The following is a 20,258-nucleotide window of genomic DNA, read 5'->3' as shown; positions in this document are numbered from 1 at the left end:
GTTACTCGAACCCAAGGAAGTCAAATATCTGCCGGTCCTTCATCGGCTCCACCAGCAGCCCCGGCGTCCCCGCCCACAGCGTTTCGGCCAGTTTCAGATATTCCTGCTGAATGGCCACGATCTCCGGGCTGTCACCCATTTCGAACAGGGTGCTTTTCTTCAGGCGGCTCAGGCGAACCTGATCGCTGTCCGGGATATGGGCCAGACGCTTCAATCCGATGGCGGCGTTGTAGCGGTCGATCTGGTCGGTTTCTCGCGACCGGTTGGCGATCACACCGCCCAGCCTCACCTCATAATTCTTCGACTTGGCCTTGATCGCCGCCACGATGCGGTTCATGGCGAAGATGCTGTCGAAATCATTGGCCGCCACAATCACAGCCCGTTCGGCATGTTGCAACGGCGACGCGAAGCCACCACAGACGACATCGCCCAGCACGTCGAAGATCACGACATCGGTATCGTCCAGAAGGTGATGTTCCTTCAGCAGCTTAACCGTCTGCCCCACGACATAGCCGCCGCAGCCCGTGCCCGCCGGCGGCCCACCCGCCTCGATGCATTGTACGCCGTTATAGCCCTGGACCATGTAATCTTCGGGCCGCAACTCCTCGGAATGGAACCCCACCTTCTCCAGCACGTCGATGACGGTGGGGATCAGGCATTTGGTCAGGGTGAAGGTCGAGTCATGCTTGGGATCGCAGCCGATCTGCAACACCCGCTTACCCAGCTTTGAAAAGGCGACGGCCAGGTTGGAGGAGGTGGTGGATTTACCGATCCCACCCTTGCCATACACGGCGAAGACCTTCGCCCCGTCGATCTCCATGGTGGGATCAAGGTGGACCTGAACGCTCCCCTCCCCATCGGCGCGTTCGCGCAGCGACTGTACCAGTCGTGCATCCTTTTCCACGCTACGGGTGTTGATCTGAATATTCATTCGGCAGCCTCCCTTGCCACGCCTTCCAGACGGTCTTCCAGTTCCTCACCCGCCCGACGTAAGGCGTTCAGGGTTTCTGTGTCCGGCTGCCAGTAGTTGCGTTCATGCGCCTCCATCAACCGAGCAGCGACCCGGGCGGTAGAGGCTGGATTAAGGTTCGATAGACGCCGACGCATCTCGGGATCGAGGACGAAGGTCTCTGTCATCTGTTGATAGACCCAGGGATCGATGCCCCCCGCCGTGGCCGACCAACCCAAGGTGTTGGTCACCTGCGCCTCGATATGGCGCACGCCTTCGTATCCGTGTTTCAACATCCCCTCGAACCATTTCGGGTTCAGGGTCCGGGTGCGGGTTTCCAGTGCCACCTGTTCGCCGAGCGTGCGGACCTTGCCCTCGCCCTGCGTCTGATCAGAGATGAAGACGGGAAGGGCAGCATCGCCTTTGGCGCGGGATACGGCCTTGGTCAGGCCACCCAGCGTATCGAAATAATGTTCAATGGTGGTGACCCCAACCTCGACCGAGTCCAGGTTTTGATAGGCCATGTCCACATCGCTGAGGATGGAGTCCAGCACGGCAGCCTGATGGCTGGTCTTGCCCTTGCGATTGATCGCAAAGCTTTTGCGCTGGGTATAGGTCTCGGCAATTTCCTCATCATCCGTCCAGGAGGAGGAGCCGATCAGCATGTTCACATTGGCGCCATAGGCCCCTTCGGCATTGGAGAACACGCGGTAGGCTGCCACCTCCAGCACGCAAGCATGCGCCTCGCAATAGGCCAGCGCATGCTTGCGGATAAAGTTCATCTCCACCGGCTCATCCGCCGTGGCGGCCAGGTAACTGGCCTCTGCCAGCATGCTGGCCTGGATGGGCAGCAGGTCGCGGAAGATGCCGGACAAAGTCATGACCGCATCGATGCGCGGCCGCTTCAGCTCCGACAGAGGGATCAGCTCCGCCCCGCAGACGCGGTTATAGGCATCCAGACGGGGACGGGCCCCCATCAAGGCCAGGGCCTGCGCCATCGGCGCACCACCGGTCTTCAGATTATCTGTACCCCACAGAACAATGGCGACGGTTTCCGGCAGGCGTCCGTCGATCTGACGATACCGCTCGATCACACGGGCCGCTTGCCGTTCCCCATCCTGCAAGGCATAGGCGCTGGGGATGCCGAACGGGTCGAAGCCATGGATATTGCGGCCCGTAGGCAGCAGGTCGGGCGTGCGCAGCAGATCGCCAGACGGCGACGGCATGATGAACCGTCCGTCCAGGGCACGGACCAGACCGTCCAGTTCCTCATTCCGCGCCAGACCCGCATTCATGGCGGAAAGGCGGGCGACGGTCACACGCTTAGCGTCGTCCGCACCACGCAGCGCCAGGTCGATGGTACTGGCATCCTGATCGACAATGGCGGTGGTCAGGGTGGCATCACCGCGCAGGAAGGCCGCATCCTCCATCCCCGTTACGACATGCCCCAGCAGTTCCAGCCGCTGTGCCCGGTCCATGCCCTGGCCCGCCACATGCAGGCCATGGGGGATCAGGGCATATTCCAGCTCCATCATCTGCTGCATCAGATACTGCACCACCTGTCCCTCGTCGGCGCCGGGCGGGGCGGGGCTAAGGTCCAACTGTTCGGCCTGGACCCGGATAAGGGCCATCATCCGGCTGCGTTCCACCGCCGCCTCGGGCTCGGTCGTGCGGTAGCGGTCGAGACTGACCTTCAACTCGCTCAACCCCTTATACAGCCCTGCCTGGGTGATCGGCGGGGTCAGGTAGGAGACGAGCGTGGCCGCTGACCGGCGCTTGGCGATGGAGCCTTCGGACGGGTTATTGGCGGCATAGAGATAGATATTAGGCAAGGCACCCAGGATGCGGTCGGGCCAGCAGGTGGCCGACAGGCCCGTCTGCTTGCCCGGCATGAATTCCAGCGCGCCGTGCGTGCCGAAATGCAGCACGGCATCGGCCCGGAACGTTTCGCGCAGATAGGTGTAGTAGGCGGCGAAGGCATGGGTGGGGGCGAACCCGCCCTCAAACAGCAGCCGCATCGGATCGCCTTCATACCCGAAGGAGGGTTGCAGCCCGACCAGCAAATTGCCGAACTGCCGGCCCAGCACGAAGATGCCGCGCCCGTTGCTCAGGATGCGGCCCGGTGCGGGACCCCATTGCGCCTCGATATCGGCCAGATGGCGTTCGCGACGCACATGATCGTCCGCCGATACAACGACATGGACATTGGCCTCCGTCCCGTGAAGGGCTGCGTTGCCTTCCAGCAGCATAGTGCGCAGCGTGTCGACACTGTCGGGCACAGCAACATCATAGCCTTCGGCGGCCAGACGCTGCATCGTGGCATACAGACTTTCAAATACCGCCAGGAAGGCGGCAGTGCCGATGCTTCCGCTGTTGGGTGGATAGTTGAAGAGGGTAACGGCGATGCGCCGTTCCCGCCGCTGCTTACGCCGCAGGTCGACTAGGGCGGCGAGCCGACCGGCCAGCAGCTCCACCCGCTCCTCATCCGGCTGCATGCAGGCGCGGTTGGTGGGGCATTGACCCAACTGGCGGGCGCAGGTGCAAGTTTTGGGCTTGGTGCCCCCCTCCGAACGACCGCCGATGACCATGGCGCCCGTGGCCCCATCCAGTTCAGGGATGGCTACCATCAGCGTGGTTTCGATAGGGGTCAGGCCCTGGCCGGATTTCTGCCAGCCTTCCTTGGACTGGAACTCCGTCACGAAAGCGGACAGATAGGGCACATCCAGTTTGCCCAGGGTGCGGGCGGCAGCGGCACTGTCACTATAGGCCGGACCACCGACCAGGGAGAAACCGGTCAGTGAACATAGCGCGTCGATGGCCACACCGCCACCATCCGTTTGCATGAAACGCTCCACCGCCGACCGCATGTCCAGGCCGGAACAGAAGGCGGGCACCACGCGATAGCCCCGCCCCTCCAGCGCCGCGATCACGCGGTCATAATGGGCGGTGTCGCCGGACAGGATATAGGTGCGCATCAGCAGCAGGCCGATGGTACCGCGCGGTGACGGCACGCTGGGCAGTATCGACAGTTGCGTCGTAACACGCGGGTTCAGGCGCGGATGGTAAAGGCCAACATCGGGATATTCGACAGGATCGCCCGCCGTGACGCGAGTTTGCAGGCCTTTGCGGTCGCCACGTGCATATTTAGCGACCAGCAGGCGGATCATGTTGGCGACATTGTCTTCCGACGCGGCGATACGGTACTGCAAGGTCAGGAAATAGTTGCGCACATCCTGCGCCGTGCCGGGAATGAAACGCAGCAGCTTGGGCAAACGTCGCAGCATGGCCAACTGCCGCTCGCCCGCCGTTTTGCCGCTGTCCCGCCCACCACGCGAACTGGAGCCCCGCAGCTTCTTCAGAAGCGCCAGGGGGCCCTTCTGCTCGTCGCTCATGCGGAAGCGCCCCATGGTCGTGTATTTCATGACCGTGCCGGCTGACATGCAGCAGACCATGGCGTCACATTCGCGGTGCCGTGCCTCCAGCACATCCGCGATGGCCTTCACATGTTCTTCCACGAAGATCATAGAAACGATAATGATGTCGCCGGCCAGGATGTCCGACCGGCAGGCGGCCAGACGGCCCGGATTTTCTGCCCAATCCGTGGCGGCATGTACCGTCAGCGTCAGCCCCGGCAGTTCGCGCGTCAACGCCAGACGGGCCGCGTCCACGGCCGCCACGATGTGGTTGTCCAGCGTTACCAGCACCACCCGAACGGGAGTGCTGTCAGCGGGCGAAATGAGCTTTCGCGTCATACAGCGTCTCCACGGTTATCGGATGAATCCCCTTGCCCTGGGCAAAGAGTTCGGTGTTACGCCGGGCCTTGCCCCGGACGAAGAACGGAACCTTCTGAAGCTCTCTTTCAGCCTCCAATGTCCAGGTGGCGATCACCCCGGTCGGGGCGGCTGCCACCACCGGGGCCGGCGCTGCCTCCACCGTCTTGACGGCCGGCGCCTGCGGATGCAGGTGCGAGGCGCTGGCGCTGTCGTTGAATTCGAAATCGTCGCGGAACATCTGCAACAGATGTTCCTCCAGCCCCATCATCAGCGGATGAACCCAGCTGTCGAAAATGACATTCGCTCCTTCAAACCCCATTTGGGGGGAATAGCGGGCCGGGAAATCCTGCACATGCGTGGGGGCAGAGATGACGGCGCAGGGCACACGCAGCCGCTTTGCGATGTGGCGTTCCATCTGCGTGCCCAGCACCAGTTCGGGCCGGGCGGCCACTATCGCGGCCTCCACCTCCAGATGATCATCGCTGATCACGGCCTCCACGCCATATTTAGCAGCGGCATCGCGCACGTCGCGGGCAAATTCCCGCATATAGGTGCCAAGACCGCAGACCCGGAACCCCAGTTCCTCCGACGCGATACGGGCGGCAGCGATGGCGTGGGTGGCATCGCCGAAGATGAAAACCCGCTTGTTGGTCAGGTAGTTGCTGTCGATGGAACGGCTGTACCAGGTCAGGCGGTCGCGAGTGCGGCCCTCGCGCGTCGGCAGGCCGGCAATGGCCCGCACCTCATCAACAAAGTTCTGCGTCGCCTGCACACCGATGGGGATGGTGGAGATGAAGGGCATGCCATGCGCGGTTTTAAGCCAGCGGGCCGTGACATCGGCAATTTCAGGATAAAGTACGATGTTGAAGGCCGCTTCCGGGATACGCGCCAGATCGGCGGGCGTCGCCCCCATCGGGGCCACGACGCGCACATCCAGCCCCTCTTCCGTCAACAGCTTCACTATCTCTGTCACGTCATCGCGGCAACGGAAGCCCAGCGAGGTGGGGCCAAGGATATTGCAGCTATTAGCGGGAATGTTATCAGGGCGTGGGTTGCGGCCCACAAAGGCGCGGACCAGGCGATAGAACGTCTCTGCCGCCCCCCAATTTTCCTTTTTCTGGTACGATGGCAGCTCCAGCGGCACTACCGGCACCGGCACGTCCAGCGTGCGGGCCAGACCGCCCGGATCATCCTGCAACAGTTCCGCCGTGCAGGACGCGCCGACCAACAGCGCCTCCGGCGTGAATCGGGCCACCGCGTCGCGGCAGGCCTTCTTGAAGATATCCGCCGTGGAGCCGGCCAGATCGCGGGCCTGAAAGGTTGTATAGGTGACCGGCGGGCGTGATTGCCGCCGTTCGATCATGGTGAACAGCAGGTCGGCATAGGTATCGCCCTGCGGCGCATGCAGCACATAATGAACGCCCTGCATCGAGGCGGCGATGCGCATGGCGCCCACATGCGGCGGGCCTTCATAGGTCCACATGGAAAGCTTCATCGCACAGCCTCCCGGCGATCCGCGCCGCCTGTCAGGATGGCGTTACGCATCAGGGGACGGGCGAACAGCTCCGCCAGATCGCCTGCCTGTTCAAAGCCCTGGATGGGTGTGAAGCTGAACTCGATAGACCATTTGCTGACCCTTCCTTCCGCCTCAAACGGATTGGCAAGGCCAAGGCCGCAGACAATCAGATCGGGGTTGGCAGTGCGACAGCGGTCAATCTGTTCATCGACATCCTGGCCCTCAGAAAGGGTGACACCCGGCGGCAGCAGGGCCAACTCACCCGCCACATGCTCACGATGCAGGTAGGGGCTGCCGACCTCCAGCAGTTCTGACCCCATTTCCCGCGACAGGAACCGGGCCAGCGACGGCTCCATCTGGGAATCGGGAAAGAAGAAGACGCGGCGCCCTTCCAGCCAGGGCCGGTAATGGGCCATGGCCTCTGCGGCACGGCGGCGTGGCTGTGCCACCACCGCATCAAGCCGGGCCATATCGACGCCGAACGTCATGCAGATGGCGCGCAGCCAGGCGCTTGTCCCCTCCGCCCCCAACGGGAAGATGGAGTCGATGCGCCGCGCGCCTCGCGCTTCCAGCGCAGCGGCTGCCGCCCCCAGATAGGGCTGCGCCAGGATGAACCGGGTTTCGGGGCCGACCACCAGACCCTTGATGGCATCCCGGCCGGGCAGGAAGGTGACACCGGACAGGCCCAGCTCCGCGAACAGGCGGGAGAACTGATCCTCCACCACATCGGCCAGACAGCCCAGAACCACCAGCTTCGCGGCCTCACCAGCTGACCGGGGCGACGCCTTGTCAGCGATCAGGGCGGCCAGGAAATTATCCTCACCCTGGGTAAATGTCGTCTCAATCCCGCTTCCGGAATAGGCGATCACACGGTGGCGGGGGGCATGCACGGCATTCAACCGAGATGCTGCCCGCGACAGGTCCAGCTTGATGACTTCCGACGGGCAGGAGCCGACCAGGACCAACATGCGGATGTCGGGCCGGCGTTCCAGCAGGCGGGCCACCACATTGTCCAACTCATCATGCATGTCGGCCATCCCGGCCAGATCACGTTCTTCCATGATGGCGGTAGCAAAGCGCGGTTCGGAAAAGATCATCACGCCCGCCGCCGATTGCAGCAGATGCGCGCAGGTCCGCGACCCGACGACAAGGAAGAACGCATCCTGCACCTTGCGGTGCAGCCAGATGATAGAAGTCAGGCCGCAGAAAACCTCATGCTGGCCGCGCTGACGGATGGGCGTCGGCTCGTTGCAGGCAACGGGTTGGGCCACGCTCATGACACCCTCCCTGCCGCAGACAGGACAGCCTCGATGCTGCCGGGACTGCCATCCGCCAACGCATCGGCGCGCCGTGCCGCGTCCAGCCGCGCCAGACGCAGCTTCCACACGAACTGTCCGGCATTTACGATGTAGGTGGCATAGGCTGCCAGGGCCAAGACCATCAGTCCGGCCGCCCCCAGGCCACCCATCCACAGCGCCACCAGATAGGCGCTGTGCAGGGCCAGAACCAGCATGGAGAAGACGTCTTCCCAGAAGAAGGGCCGGGCGAAGAGGTAAACCCCAAACACCTCCTTTTCCCAGATCGAGCCGGTGATCATGATTGCATAGAGGGTCAGGGTTTTGATCACGACCGACATCTGCGCCATGGCCAGACCTTCGCCGGTGGCGAAGTAGCGCATGATCAAACCCAGGCTGATCAGAAAGACCAGGAACTGAACAGGGGCTAGTATGCCCTGGACCAGAGTCCAACCGCTCGCGTCGCGACGGCGCCGTTCCTCGTCGGTATACAGAGCAGGGCCCGGATGAGGTTGGTTGATCTTAGCGATCACGCTGTCTCCTTCTCCCCGTCCGGCTGTCCATCGGGCTCTCGGGATAGGCAACAGTCCCATCGAAAAGCAAAAGTGTCAATCTAAGTTGACGTAAATTTTGATTTACAGGAAGGGGCGGGCCGGCCATTCTTAGGGTGCTCGCCAGTGTGCTGGTCACCTGAACCACACCCGCACCTTGCGCCGCGCAAGCTCTGGGTTGATAGGGGGGCGTTCTCGCGGCAGGCACATGGGCAGAATATTCGCAGACACCGACCATCATTACCAAGAGCGCACGGCCCTGCGGGCCGACGGGCCGGCGGGAGGGGTATCGCTTGCCCCCCAAAGACATCCAGAGTACCTAGCGTCAAGCGAACGGGACGGGCTCCGCCGCATTATCCAAAGGACCGTGGCGCCAATGACAGCCGAAAAGCTGGCAGCGCGGTATGAAATCGGACTGGAGCATGACCGTCGTTACGACGCGGCCCTGTCGGATTTCTGCGCCCAGGTGGTCCGCCCAGGGATGCGCGCGTCGACCTTGCGCGAGTTCATGCGGCGCGAAATCCCCCCTGACCAGCCGGATATCGTCTCGGTGCTGTTCATTGAAGCCGTGGCCCGCCTTCTTGGCCGCAGATGGGTCGATGACGATTGCGACTTCATCGATGTCACCATCGGCACGGCACGGCTTCAGGAGATTATCCGGCTACTCTCTTTTGAATTCCGTGGCCGGCAGCCACGCAGTTGGGTGCCGTTTGTCGCGCTGGTTACCCCGTCCGGGGAGCAGCACACATTGGGAACCCACATACTCGGGCTGCTGTTCGATGCGATGGGCTGGTCCAACCAGATCCTTGAAGGTCACGATCTGCAAGGAGCCAACCTGCGCTCCACCCTGAAGCGGGCGGACATCGTCTGCATCGGCTGGAGCAACCACAGGCTCAAGAAGGAATTCGAGGATATTGTGGTCGCGGTGCGAGCCGTATCGCCCGGTGCGCGGACACCGATTGTCGCAGGCGGGGTCGCTGCATTAGAGTTTGTTGATTTTCTTGTGGGTTTGGGGATTGACTGCATATGTGACAGTGTTTACTCCGCATCGAAGATATGTGAGAAATTTTATGAGCTGGAGGCATACGGTCATCAAGCGCAAGCATCTGGCCAAAGGGTCCTTGTCAATGCCGGAAGACCTGATTGGCTATTGAGATGAAGACCCTCAACGGTAAGAACGCGATGCATGGCACCGAAGTTGCCCTCAGCCTGCTGAAATCGCTGGATGCCGATTCTATTTTGGCTCTTGTTGGTTTGGGTGCCGATATCGTCATGCTGGTCGGCCAGGATCATACTGTCCATCGCATTCATTTTGCAGATCCTGACATGGGCATCTATGGCCTGACCAAGGCTGTCGGCAAGCGGCTTCAGGATCTGGTGACCGTGGAATCCGTGCCCAAGATTGACGCGATGCTGACCGGTCAGGACAGCGCGCGGCAAGCTCGTGGCTATCAGGTAAACCACAGCTGTGACGGCAAGCCGGACCTGCCCGTGCTCTATTCGGGCTTTTCCGTGGCCGATTCCCCCTACATGCTGATTGTTGGCCGTGAATTGCGCCAACAGATGAAGGATCAGCAGCGTCTGGTAGAAACCCAGATGGAGCTGGAGGCCGATTACCGCGAGCTACAAGAGGCGGAGGCCCGGTACCGTACCGCCTTCCGCGTCTCAACCATCGCGCATGTCATGCTGGATGGTGAGCGCAAGACGGTGCTGGACGCCAATGCCGCAGCCATCAGTCTGGTCGGCGGCGGTTCGACTGGTATCGTCGGCAAGCCTTTCCGCGACCTGTTCCGCAAACAGGATCGCGACGCGTTGAGCGATGCTATCGGCGAGGCGCGCCACAGCGCCAGTCCCGTCCGTATAGATACGCTGAAAACGGTCAAGGGCGAACCTGTGTCGCTCTCCCTGCGGTCTTACCGCGAGAACGGCATCACCAATCTCATCATTTCCGCCTGGCAGAGCAGCGACGCCCAGGAAGCCCGGCGTCAACAGGTCGAAAAGCGGAACGAGCGTCCGGTCGATCTTACCGACGTGCCGGAACCCGCTGTCCAGACCAATGATCAGGGCCAGATCGTGGGTGCCAACACCCTGTTTCTGGATCTGGCACATGCCCCGTCCATCGCACAGGTCGTTGGACGCAATCTGGGAACCTGGTTCTCCAAGACATCGCTCGACCTGCATGTTTTCTATTCCAGACTGGCCGAAGAACAGGTGGTGCGGGGCTTTGCCACGACCCTAACCGACAATCTGTCCGGTGATCGTCCGGTGCTGGTTTCGGCCCGGCGCAACCCTGACACCGGCCTTACCCAGGTGATTTTCGTACCACAGCCGGTCGTCACGACGGAACGGCTTGCCATACCCGCCCCCGGCGCGCCGGAACAGGCCGATGGCTTTGCCAATCTTGTCGGGCGTGTGCCGCTGAAGGATCTGGTCCGCGAGTCGCTGGAAGTGATTGAGAAAATCTGTATCGAAGCGGCGCTGGACCAGACCAACAACAACCGCGCATCGGCTGCGGAGATGTTAGGACTTTCACGTCAGAGCCTCTATATCAAGCTGCGCCGGCACGGTCTGGAAGACTACCGCCCATCCAACTGACCCCAATCCGCTATTCCACTGCCTACCCCCAGAGCGCCGGGTCCGGGGTTTCTACGCGCGTGCGCAGACAGCGGCATGCAGTCAAAGTGTCAAATCGGCGAAGTGTCAATTCAGATTGACACTTCGCTTGGGGCAGGCATAGCATCGCCCCCATGGAAATCACCCGCACCGAGATATTGCGACGTGACTGGCCGGGCCCCTCAGCGGTGCTCGCGCTGCTGAAACCCATTACCTGGTTTCCGCCCATGTGGGCCTATGCTTGCGGAGTGATTTCGTCGGGACAGCCGCTAAGCGCGGCTTTCATTGCGGCGGCGCTGGGCGTTCTGCTGGCCGGCCCCCTGCTCTGCGGGACCAGTCAGGCCGTCAATGACTGGTTCGACCGGCATGTGGACGCCATCAATGAACCTGATCGTGTCATTCCATCAGGCAGGATGCCCGGGCGATGGGGTCTATATATCGCGATCTTGATGTCGCTGCTCTCAATGGCTGTTGCATCGCTGCTGGGGCCATTGGTCTTTATCGCCGCACTGGTCGGTCTGGCACTGGCCTGGGGATACAGCGCCCCTCCCTTCCGGTTCAAACAGAATGGCTGGATCGGCAACGCCGCTGTCGGGCTTAGCTATGAGACATTGCCCTGGATCACCGCAGCGACGGCCATGACGGGGCTGATGCCGGCGAACCCGATCCTTCTGGTGGGTTTGCTCTATGGCATCGGCGCACACGGCATCCTGACCTTGAATGATTTCAAGTCGATCCGGGGCGACAGCGAAATGAAGATTTCGACGTTGCCCGTGCTGCACGGCGCACAGGCGGCGGCCCGTATCGCCTGTATCGTGATGGCGCTGCCACAACTGACCGTGGTTGGGCTTCTGGCCTATTGGTCGCTGCCATACCATGCCCTGGCGGTCGGGGGATTGCTGACGGTGCAGATGGTGTGCATGCGCCGCTTCCTGGGCGATCCGGTGGGGCGTGCGGTCTGGTATTCGGCGGTCGGCGTCGGCCTTTATGTCACCGGCATGATGGTGACAGCCTTCGGCCTGCGTTACGCCGCGCTCCCCCCCTCTCTCGGTTGAGGATACTGAAATGAGCCAGAGCGCACAGGCCCTGTCCCACCGCGATGATTCCCGGAAAGCAGGTCCGGGTGTCAGGCTGGGCTGGATCGATATCCTGCGTCTGGGTCTTGTCCAGGCGGCGTTGGGGGCCATTGTAGTCCTGACCAATTCGACCCTGAACCGCGTGATGATCGTCGAGCTGGGACTGGCCGCCATTGTGCCGGGTCTGCTGGTTGGTGTGCATTACGGCGTGCAGATCACGCGGCCCCTCTGGGGGCATCGCTCGGATACGGGCGGCTCCCGTACCATCTGGATCCTGCTGGGGCTGGCGCTGCTGGCATTGTCGGGCACGCTGGCATCGGCGACCACACTGCTGTTTGCAGACAGCCACGCAATGGGCCTGACAATGGCCTTTATCGCTTATGTGCTGATCGGGGTTGGAATTGGGGCCAGCGGCACCTCGCTGCTGGCGCTGCTGGCCACCCGCACCCCACCGGAACGGCGGGCGACGGCGGCCACGATCACCTGGATGATGATGATCATGGGCATCATCGTGACCTCCATCATCACCGGCATCGCACTGGAGCCCTATTCCCACCTGCGCTTGATTGAGGTTACAGCGGCCACGGGTGCGGTCGCCTTCCTGATCGCCTGGCTGGCCGTGCTGGGGATCGAACGCAAGCCGGCGATCACGCCGGTGCAGGCCGCATCAGGACCACCGGCCCGGTTCAGCGACAGTCTGCGGGAGGTCTGGTACGATGGCGAGGCAAGATTGTTCACGCTGTTCATCGCCATGTCCATGCTGGCCTATTCCACACAGGACCTGATCCTGGAACCTTTCGCAGGCCTGCTGTTCGGCATGTCACCCGGCCAGTCCACGCAATTGTCGGGCATGCAGCATGCGGGCGTTTTCGCCGGCATGGCCGTGGTCGGCCTTGGGGGTTTCCTGCTGGGCAAGCGAGTGCCGGGCCTGTCCCGGTTGTTCATCATTGCCGGCTGCCTTGGATCTGCTGCCACATTGGCGCTGCTCTGTCTGGCGGCCACCGTCGCACCGCATTGGCCGCTGGCCCCTCATATCTTCGTGCTGGGCTTTGCCAACGGCATGTTCGCGGTTGCCGCCATCGGCACCATGATGCAACTGGCGACGCGTGGACGAACCGGCAATGCCGGGATGCGGATGGGGGTGTGGGGGGCGGCACAGGCGATATCCTTCGGGTTTGGCGGTCTGCTGGGCAGCATCGCGCTGGACGTGGGCCGGCTGATCACCGGTTCCGATGGCAGTGCCTTCGGTCTGGTTTTCGGCCTTGAGGCGCTGCTGTTCATGGCCTCCACCATGGTGGCCATTCGGATCGGGCGGGATACCGCGCGGTCCGGTGGCATGGTGACGCCGCATTCACCCACCATCCAAGCGGCGGAGTAGATGATGACTGCGACCAGCACGCGCACTGAGCCCACCATGATCGGGAATGATTGGCCGACTATGTTCGATGTGGCGGTCATCGGCGGTGGCCCCAGCGGGGCGATGGCGGCGGAGCGTCTGTTGGAACTGGGTCATGACGTGTTGCTGGTCGATCCGGGCAACCGGATCAAACCCTGCGGCGGCGCCATCCCATCGCGCACCCTTCGCGATTTTGCCATTCCGGAGGAAATGCTGGTGGCGCGCGCCAGCGCAGCACGGATCATCGCCCCCTCGGGCCGCGAGGTCGAAATGCGGATTGGCGACATTGGATTTGTCGGCATGGTGGACCGTGCCACCTTCGATCCCTATCTGCGCGAACGGGCCGAACGGGCAGGCGCTCGCCTGTTCGTCGGCAAACTGGCGGGGCTGGAGGAGCGGTCGGACAAGACCTTGCTGCTGACCTTGACCGCCACAGGTGCCGATCCCGCGTCCGCGCCAGTCACATTTTCCGCCCGGATGGTGATCGGTGCGGACGGCGCCAATTCGACTGTCCGCCGCCTGATGTTTCCCCCCGGCAAAAGGCCACCCTATGTCTTTGCCTATCATGAGATTATTGAAAGCCCCCCTGGTGGCGAGGTCCATGGCTTTGCTGCTGATCGCTGCGATGTCATCTATGACGGGCGCATTTCCCCCGATTTCTATGGCTGGGTTTTCCCACACGGAAGCCACACATCGGTCGGGTGCGGATCCGGCGTGAAGGGCCATGACCTGCGCGGTGCGACAGAGAACCTACGACATGCCGCTGGACTTATGGAATGCAAGGTCATCCGCCGCGAAGGCGCGCCATTGCCTTTGAAACCCATGCGCCGGTGGGATAATGGCCGCAATGTCCTGTTGACCGGCGATGCCGCCGGTACCGTCGCCCCCGCCTCGGGCGAGGGAATTCATTACGCCATGCTGTGCGGGCGCCTTTGCGCGGATGCCGTCCATACCAGCCTGGAAACGGGGCGTGCCTCCGCGCTGCGGCAGGCAAGGCGGCTTTTCATGGGGGCCCATGGTCGCGTCTTCCTGATCCTTGGGATCATGCAGGCGGTCTGGTACCGCAATGACCGGTTCCGGGAGAAATTCGTGTCCATGTGCGCCGACCCGGATGTGCAGCGCCTGACCTGGGAATCCTACCTGAACAAGGCCCTGGTGCGACGCGATCCGCTGGCCCATATCCGGGTGTTCTTGAAGGATACGCTGGCCTTGCTTGGCATCCGGGCAGGTGGACATGACCCTGTTGCTTGATGGTCTGGCAAATGGCTGGATCAGTCTGATCGCCATCCTGATCCTTTGGGTGGAAACGCTGGTTCTATCCCTGCTGTCCAGCCGACCCCAGCGGCGGTTTCGTGCCCTCTGGGCCAATGCCTGTTCAGGTACTTGCCTTCTTGCCGCCCTGGGGCTTGCCCTTCGTGGGGTTGGACCTATCTGGATACTGGTCTTGCTTGCCGGCTCTCTGGTCGCGCATGGCATTGACATCCTGCTGCGCGCACCGTCTCACGGACGGGTGTTCAGCCGCAGGACGGAGTAGTTAAGAAATCCCGCTGTTGTGACCCACACCAGATAGGGGAGGAACAGAAGTGCCGCGAGGTCCGAAACCGGCCAAGCCGTCAGGATGAAGCCGAGAATCGAGACCCAGAGAACCATGATATCCGCCAGCGCCAAGCGCATCCGGCGCAACCCGAAAAACATCCATGACCACATGGCATTGACCACAATCTGGAGGACCCAGAAGACAATGGGCAGCGACCATCCGGCCAGGGTCCAGACCCGCCAGCCGGCATAGGCGATGGCCATGTAAAGCAGCGTCCACACGACCGGAAAGGCCCATTTCGGTGGGGTCCAGGATGGCTTGCGGAGGCTTTCATACCACTCACCGGGCTTGAAAACAGCCCCGCTGGAAGCGGCAGCGAATACGAGTAAAATAAAGACGAGCGCCGCCATAGAATGCTCCTTTTTCCCGATAGGCAGTTGCGACAGTAAACGAATGACGAGTTTGTGCAATGACGCGTTTGGGCTTTTGCCGCAATCGGTCATCAGCCACTGAAAGTCTTGCTGGCCCCTCGGCCTCAAGAACCGCAACTACGTTTCGGGAGGTAAGTATGTCAAAATTCCTCACACTCGCTTGTTTGATGACCCTAGCCATCGCGCCGACGGTCGCCCATGCCGATGAGGGCGATGCCGCAGCGGGCAAGCTTGTGTTCAACAAATGCATGGCCTGCCACAATGCAGACAATGATAAGCCAAAGGTCGGGCCATCGCTGATGGGCCTTTTCGGGCGGCAGCCGGGAACGGTCGCGGGCTACACCTATTCCAAATCGATGGTCGATTTCGGGGCCGGCAAAACCTGGGATGAGGCGCTGCTGAAGACCTACCTCCCCAACCCAAAGGCACTGGTCAATGGCACGAAGATGGCCTTTCCCGGTCTGAAGACCGACAAGGAAATCGCCGACGTGATCGCTTATCTGAAGCAGTTCAGCCCCCGGAAATAAGGGCATAGAGGGCGCCACCCGTTCATCGGGTGGCGCCAAAATCATCAAAAAGTGTAAATAAAAGTTTACACACAAGCTGGTTTACCTGACAATCAATCTTGTCACGCCTTGCCATAAAGGCTTCTGGCGTCCACGCAAAAAGAACGCAGGAACCACCTGCGGGCGCGGGGCGGTTGGTGCTCATGCGCGGGAGGGTACGCAATGAGCCTTGTATCCCTATCTTCACAGACACCGTTGCTCGACGCCATTCAGGAACCGTCGGACCTGCGGGGCTTATCGGATACCGATCTCCTAGGCCTTGCCGGGGAATTACGGTCGGAAACCATTGATGTGGTCTCCCAAACGGGTGGGCATCTGGGTTCGAGCCTGGGGGTTATCGAACTGACCGTGGCCATCCATGCCGTTTTCGATACGCCACGGGACAAGCTGATCTGGGATGTGGGGCATCAATGCTATCCGCATAAGTTGCTGACGGGCCGGCGGGAAGCCATGCGTACGCTCCGGAAGAAGGGCGGGGCATCCGGTTTCACGCGGCGCGCCGAAAGCGCGCATGACCCGTTTGGGGCCGCCCATTCCTCCACCTCCATCTCTGCCGGGCTTGGATTCGCGGTGGCACGCGATCTCGGGGCCGATATCGGTGACGTGATCTGCGTGATTGGCGATGGCGCCCTTTCCGCCGGAATGGCGTTCGAGGCGATCAATAATGCCGGTGCGCTGGGCCGTCGGATCTTCGTCATCCTCAATGACAACGCGATGTCGATCTCCCCACCCACTGGTGCCCTGTCAACCCATCTGGACCGGTTGGCCGCGCCGGTTCGGGCCGGTTCGGGGGACGCAGCACCCGCTGGCGTGACCAGTCTGTTCGAACAGATGGGCTTTGCCTACCATGGTCCGGTTGATGGTCACGACTTGACAGGGCTCCTCGACACGCTCCGCCATCTGCGGCAAACCGCCGACGGCCCTGTCCTGCTGCACGCCATTACGCGCAAGGGTGCGGGTTATGTCCATGCCGAACGGGCAGCAGACAAGTTGCACGGGGTTTCCCCCTTCGATGTCGCGACAGGCACCCAGGCCAAGGCGCGCGCGGTCGGCCCCAGCTTCACCAAGGTTTTCGCAACCGCCCTGGTGGCGGAGGCCGAGCAGGACCCAAGGATCGTCGCGATTACCGCCGCCATGGCGGGCGGCACGGGCATCGATATTTTCGCACGCTCCTTTCCGGACCGGACATTCGATGTCGGCATTGCCGAACAACATGCGGTAACATTTGCTGCGGGCCTTGCCGCCGGCGGATTGCGCCCCTTCTGCGCGATCTATTCCACCTTCCTTCAGCGCGCCTATGACCAGATTGTCCATGATGTAGCGTTGCAGGGGCTGCCGGTGCGGTTTGCCATTGACCGGGCCGGACTTGTCGGTGCTGATGGCCCAACGCACGCGGGGTCTTTCGATATCGGCTATCTCGCTAATCTTCCCGGCTTCACGGTAATGGCGGCCAGCGACGAGGCGGAACTGGTCCATATGGTGGCGACGGCCGCCGCCCATGATGCCGGCCCCATTGCCTTTCGCTATCCACGGGGCGAAGGATCGGGCATCGACATGCCCGTGCGCGGGACCGTTCTGCCCATCGGGCGGGGCCGCGTGATCGAAACCGGCTCCACGGTAGCACTCCTGTCCTTCGGCACGCGGCTTGGCCAATGTCTTGCTGCCCGTCAGGCGCTGGAGGCACAGGGTATCTCCGTCACCGTCGCTGACGCCCGCTTCGCCAAGCCACTGGACAAGGCCCTTATCGAAGATCTGGTGTCGCGTCACAAGCTGCTTGTCACGCTTGAGGAAGGGGCGACAGGCGGCTTCGGGGCACTTGTGTTGCACCACCTCGCCGCCCGCGGCATGCTGGATGGCCGTTGCGGCCTGCGAACCATGACGCTGCCGGACAGCTTCATTTCACATGCTTCACCGGATGAGATGTATGCGGCAGCGCGCCTGAACGCTGAACATATCGAGCGTCTGGTTCTGGGGGCATTGGCGCATTCCCGGCGGCGACATGCGCTGCCCCTGCCCTATGACGGGACCAATGGCACAGTCAACGGTTCACGAACCATCGCTGCGGAGTGAGTAATCAGCGCCGATCAATGACAAATATCAATCGATCGATGAAAAAAATTGCAGAAACGTAGGGATACGGTAAGCTTTCCGGACAAGGGAGGCTTACTTCCCAGGCCAATCACCGGGGGGGACATGGCCGAGAATGATGACAACGGACTGCGCGGGTTGCAAAACCCAGCGAGATCCGCCAGATCCGGACATACGAAACCAACCGCCATCGAACCCCAGCTCAGCAGCAGCGACCATCGCACGCTTGAGCGGGCAATCCGTGGTTCGGTTTCCAGCATTGTCGGTGCCAGTCACCCGGACAGCATTATCGCCCATCACGGGTCGAACAGCGAGCATGACCTTGCCCTGCATCCGGAACATCATCCGCTGGCACGCCAGATGCCGGGTGCTGAACAAGCCATGGGTTATCGGGACAGCCTTTTGGCCTGTTTGATCGATCCCGATCCACGTCGCCACCGCAGCTTCATTGAGGAGTTGGTACGCGCCTCGGTTCCCGTGCGTACGCTTGCCGTGCATCTTTTCGCACCCGTCGCCGCAGAGCTTGGTAATCGCTGGTGCACGGATGAGGCTGATTTTATGCAGGTTGCCGTGGCCTCCACACGCCTCAGCATGATTGTCAACCACGTGTCCCATGCAGCCGCCCATTCAACCGTGGAGCCCCGGGCGCAGCGGCGGATACTGTTGGCCCGCACACATGGCGCCCAACACACAATCGGCGTGTCGATCGTCGCTTCCTGCTTTCGCGACATGGGCTGGGCCGTCGAAGGTGGCAGCGATCTTGAAATCGATGAAAGCCTTTACACACGCCTGTCGGACAAACCCTATGATCTCCTGGGTATCTCCGTCAGCCGCGTGGACGAGGTGCGTGACTGTTCGGAGGTGATCCGCCGGGTGCAGGCCACACCAAAGATCAGGAAGATGAAAATCGCCGTCGGCGGCCCCGCCGTCGTCGCCTCGCCCCTGGCGTTTCAGCGTATCGGTGCGGATTTCGTGACGCGCTCCGCGCTCGACGTCATGCAACTGGCCAGCCACATCTGAAACGTCAGCGACAGCCACTAAGTTTCCGCCCGATAGGGGGTAAAACGTGTCGTCATCTCGTCAACGGCGAGAGGTCGCCCGATAGCCGGAAACGCGCGTTGCGCGCAATCCCTGCGCTCACACACCTTGCAACCGGCACCGATGGGCGTCGCGGCATCCATATCCGACAGGTCCATTCCCTTGGCATAGACTAGCCGCCCCGCATGCCGGATATCGCATCCCAGGCCGATGGCAAACTGTTTGGCCGGCGTGCCATAGCCGCCGGCCCCGTGGCTTACCGTCCGCGCCACCCACAGATATTGGCGGCCATCTGGCATCACCGTCCGTTGCGTCAGGATGCGGCCAGGCTGGGCAAAGGCCTCGTACACATTCCAAAGGGGACAGGAACCTCCCACGCGGGAAAAGTGGAAATCAGTGGCCGACTGCCTTTTTGAAATATTGCCGGCCCTGTCGACCCTGACAAAGAAGAAGGGCACGCCGCGTGCGTCGGGGCGTTGCAGCGTGGACAGCCGGTGGCAGATTGTCTCATACCCCACCCCGAACTGCCGCTCCAGCCGCTCAATGTCATAGCGCAGGCTCTCCGCCGCCAACAGGAAGGGCTGGTAGGGCAGGATGACGGCGCCCGCGAAGTAGTTGGCAAGTCCGATCCGGGCGAGGCGCCGCGCCTCCTCACCTGAGAAATCAGCCTGGGCCGTCAGTTGTTCCAGCGCCTCTGCCTGCTCCAGGAAGGCGACCTGGGTTGCCATGTGAAAGGCCCGTTGCCCCGCCGTCAGATCGGCAGACAGGTGAAGTGTGCGGCTGGAGCGGTCATAACGGCGGGAAGCACCATCACTCTCCAGACCGCGTTCCACGATCACCACCCTGACATCATGGCGCCGTTCCAGATGTGCCTGAAGGCCGGTTGCCATGTTGCCGATGGTCAGATTGGCGCTGCGGTGCATCTTCTCCGCAGCGCCGTCCAGCGGTTCGACATGGTTATGTCGGGCATAGAAGAAGTCCCGCACCTCCTCAAACGGCATCAGGGGCTTTGGCGTGGTCTGCCAATCCTCCCCCAGCCGGGTCGACACCTGCTCCAACCGTCCCGCAGCCTCGCGGTAACGGCGGTGCAGGGACAGAAACGCCCGGCCGACTGCCGGCATGCTGGACGCCAGTTCCTTCAGTTCCGCAAGAGCAACACCCTCCCTCACGCCGGTTTCGGTCAATGCCTCCCGAAGGTCGGCCACCAGACGCGCCTCCTCATCCTCGGAGAAGAATTGCACATCGACGCCGAAAACCGCGTTGACCTTCAAAAGAACGGGAACGGTGAGCGGGCGGAGATTTTGTTCCAACTGGTTGAGATAGCTGGGCGACAGTTCCAGCGCCCGGGCCAGCGCCGCCTGGCTCAACCCCCGCTCCTCCCGCAACCGGCGCAGCCGGACCCCCACAAACTGCTTACGCATGCCACACC

16 protein-coding genes are annotated in these 20,258 nt (G+C 62.0%); 9 read left to right on the top strand and 7 right to left on the bottom strand.

The window, feature by feature from the left end:
* Position 1: 1 nt before the first annotated feature.
* The 5 genes from bchL to bchF all read right to left on the bottom strand — a co-directional run bounded on the left by bchL (position 2) and on the right by bchF (position 8,066).
* A complete protein-coding gene (gene bchL / locus C0V82_RS18075; RefSeq protein WP_245924288.1) occupies positions 2-820 on the bottom strand; it encodes a ferredoxin:protochlorophyllide reductase (ATP-dependent) iron-sulfur ATP-binding protein in 819 nt (272 codons plus the stop codon).
* Positions 821-927: 107 nt separating this feature from the next.
* Positions 928-4,701 (bottom strand): magnesium chelatase subunit H, encoded by a 3,774-nt coding sequence (locus C0V82_RS18070; RefSeq protein ID WP_102113835.1) that lies wholly within the window; start codon positions 4,699-4,701, stop codon positions 928-930.
* Positions 4,673-6,217 (bottom strand): ferredoxin:protochlorophyllide reductase (ATP-dependent) subunit B, encoded by a 1,545-nt coding sequence (gene bchB, locus C0V82_RS18065; protein ID WP_102113834.1) that lies wholly within the window; start codon positions 6,215-6,217, stop codon positions 4,673-4,675. The genes C0V82_RS18070 and bchB overlap by 29 nt, the downstream gene beginning before the upstream one ends.
* Positions 6,214-7,515, bottom strand: a complete 1,302-nt coding sequence (locus C0V82_RS18060) for a ferredoxin:protochlorophyllide reductase (ATP-dependent) subunit N (protein ID WP_102113833.1) — start codon at positions 7,513-7,515, stop codon at positions 6,214-6,216. The genes bchB and C0V82_RS18060 overlap by 4 nt, the downstream gene beginning before the upstream one ends.
* Positions 7,512-8,066 (bottom strand): 2-vinyl bacteriochlorophyllide hydratase, encoded by a 555-nt coding sequence (bchF, locus tag C0V82_RS18055; protein WP_245924277.1) that lies wholly within the window; start codon positions 8,064-8,066, stop codon positions 7,512-7,514. Before bchF ends, C0V82_RS18060 begins: the two co-directional genes overlap by 4 nt.
* Positions 8,067-8,460: 394 nt before the next feature.
* Here bchF and C0V82_RS18050 point away from each other — a divergent pair, with 394 nt between their 5' ends.
* The 6 genes from C0V82_RS18050 to C0V82_RS18025 all read left to right on the top strand — a co-directional run bounded on the left by C0V82_RS18050 (position 8,461) and on the right by C0V82_RS18025 (position 14,703).
* A complete protein-coding gene (locus tag C0V82_RS18050) occupies positions 8,461-9,243 on the top strand; it encodes a cobalamin B12-binding domain-containing protein (RefSeq protein WP_102114385.1) in 783 nt (260 codons plus the stop codon).
* On the top strand, positions 9,228-10,679 hold the full coding sequence (ppsR, locus tag C0V82_RS18045; RefSeq protein WP_245924276.1) for a transcriptional regulator PpsR: 1,452 nt from the start codon (positions 9,228-9,230) through the stop codon (positions 10,677-10,679). The genes C0V82_RS18050 and ppsR overlap by 16 nt, the downstream gene beginning before the upstream one ends.
* 152 nt (positions 10,680-10,831) lie before the next feature.
* A complete protein-coding gene (gene chlG, locus C0V82_RS18040) occupies positions 10,832-11,752 on the top strand; it encodes a chlorophyll synthase ChlG (RefSeq protein WP_102113830.1) in 921 nt (306 codons plus the stop codon).
* A 10-nt stretch (positions 11,753-11,762) separates the two neighbouring features.
* Positions 11,763-13,151 carry a BCD family MFS transporter gene (locus C0V82_RS18035; protein WP_102113829.1) on the top strand — a complete coding sequence of 463 codons (1,389 nt, stop codon included), beginning with the start codon at positions 11,763-11,765 and terminating at the stop codon, positions 13,149-13,151.
* 36 nt (positions 13,152-13,187) lie between these two features.
* Positions 13,188-14,420 (top strand): geranylgeranyl diphosphate reductase, encoded by a 1,233-nt coding sequence (locus C0V82_RS18030; protein WP_199772587.1) that lies wholly within the window; start codon positions 13,188-13,190, stop codon positions 14,418-14,420.
* Positions 14,404-14,703, top strand: coding sequence for a hypothetical protein (locus C0V82_RS18025; RefSeq protein WP_102113828.1), 300 nt, complete (start codon positions 14,404-14,406; stop codon positions 14,701-14,703). Before C0V82_RS18030 ends, C0V82_RS18025 begins: the two co-directional genes overlap by 17 nt.
* On the opposite strand, the gene C0V82_RS18020 is transcribed toward C0V82_RS18025, so the two are convergent.
* Complete coding sequence (locus tag C0V82_RS18020) at positions 14,670-15,116, bottom strand: TspO/MBR family protein (protein WP_102114383.1); 447 nt, start codon at positions 15,114-15,116, stop codon at positions 14,670-14,672. The two genes, C0V82_RS18025 and C0V82_RS18020, sit on opposite strands and share 34 nt — an antisense overlap.
* Positions 15,117-15,274: 158 nt before the next feature.
* Between C0V82_RS18020 and C0V82_RS18015 the strand changes: the two genes are divergently transcribed.
* The 3 genes from C0V82_RS18015 (at position 15,275) to C0V82_RS18005 (ending at position 18,811) form a co-directional block, all read left to right on the top strand.
* The gene (locus C0V82_RS18015; protein WP_102113827.1) at positions 15,275-15,664 is read left to right on the top strand and encodes a c-type cytochrome; all 390 of its coding nucleotides are present in this window, start codon (positions 15,275-15,277) and stop codon (positions 15,662-15,664) included.
* 201 nt (positions 15,665-15,865) lie between these two features.
* Positions 15,866-17,773: a 1-deoxy-D-xylulose-5-phosphate synthase gene (locus tag C0V82_RS18010; RefSeq protein WP_102113826.1), complete on the top strand. Its 1,908-nt coding sequence runs from the start codon at positions 15,866-15,868 to the stop codon at positions 17,771-17,773.
* A 123-nt stretch (positions 17,774-17,896) separates the two neighbouring features.
* Positions 17,897-18,811: a cobalamin B12-binding domain-containing protein gene (locus C0V82_RS18005; RefSeq protein ID WP_102113825.1), complete on the top strand. Its 915-nt coding sequence runs from the start codon at positions 17,897-17,899 to the stop codon at positions 18,809-18,811.
* A 17-nt stretch (positions 18,812-18,828) separates the two neighbouring features.
* Here C0V82_RS18005 and C0V82_RS18000 read toward each other — a convergent pair whose 3' ends face one another.
* Positions 18,829-20,250 (bottom strand): short-chain fatty acyl-CoA regulator family protein, encoded by a 1,422-nt coding sequence (locus C0V82_RS18000; protein WP_102113824.1) that lies wholly within the window; start codon positions 20,248-20,250, stop codon positions 18,829-18,831.
* Between the last annotated feature and the right edge of the window lie 8 nt (positions 20,251-20,258).

Source organism: Niveispirillum cyanobacteriorum, from assembly GCF_002868735.1.
Taxonomy (GTDB): domain Bacteria; phylum Pseudomonadota; class Alphaproteobacteria; order Azospirillales; family Azospirillaceae; genus Niveispirillum; species Niveispirillum cyanobacteriorum.
Note: the sequence above shows the minus strand (reverse complement) of the source record. Positions and strands in the feature narration are given on the sequence as shown.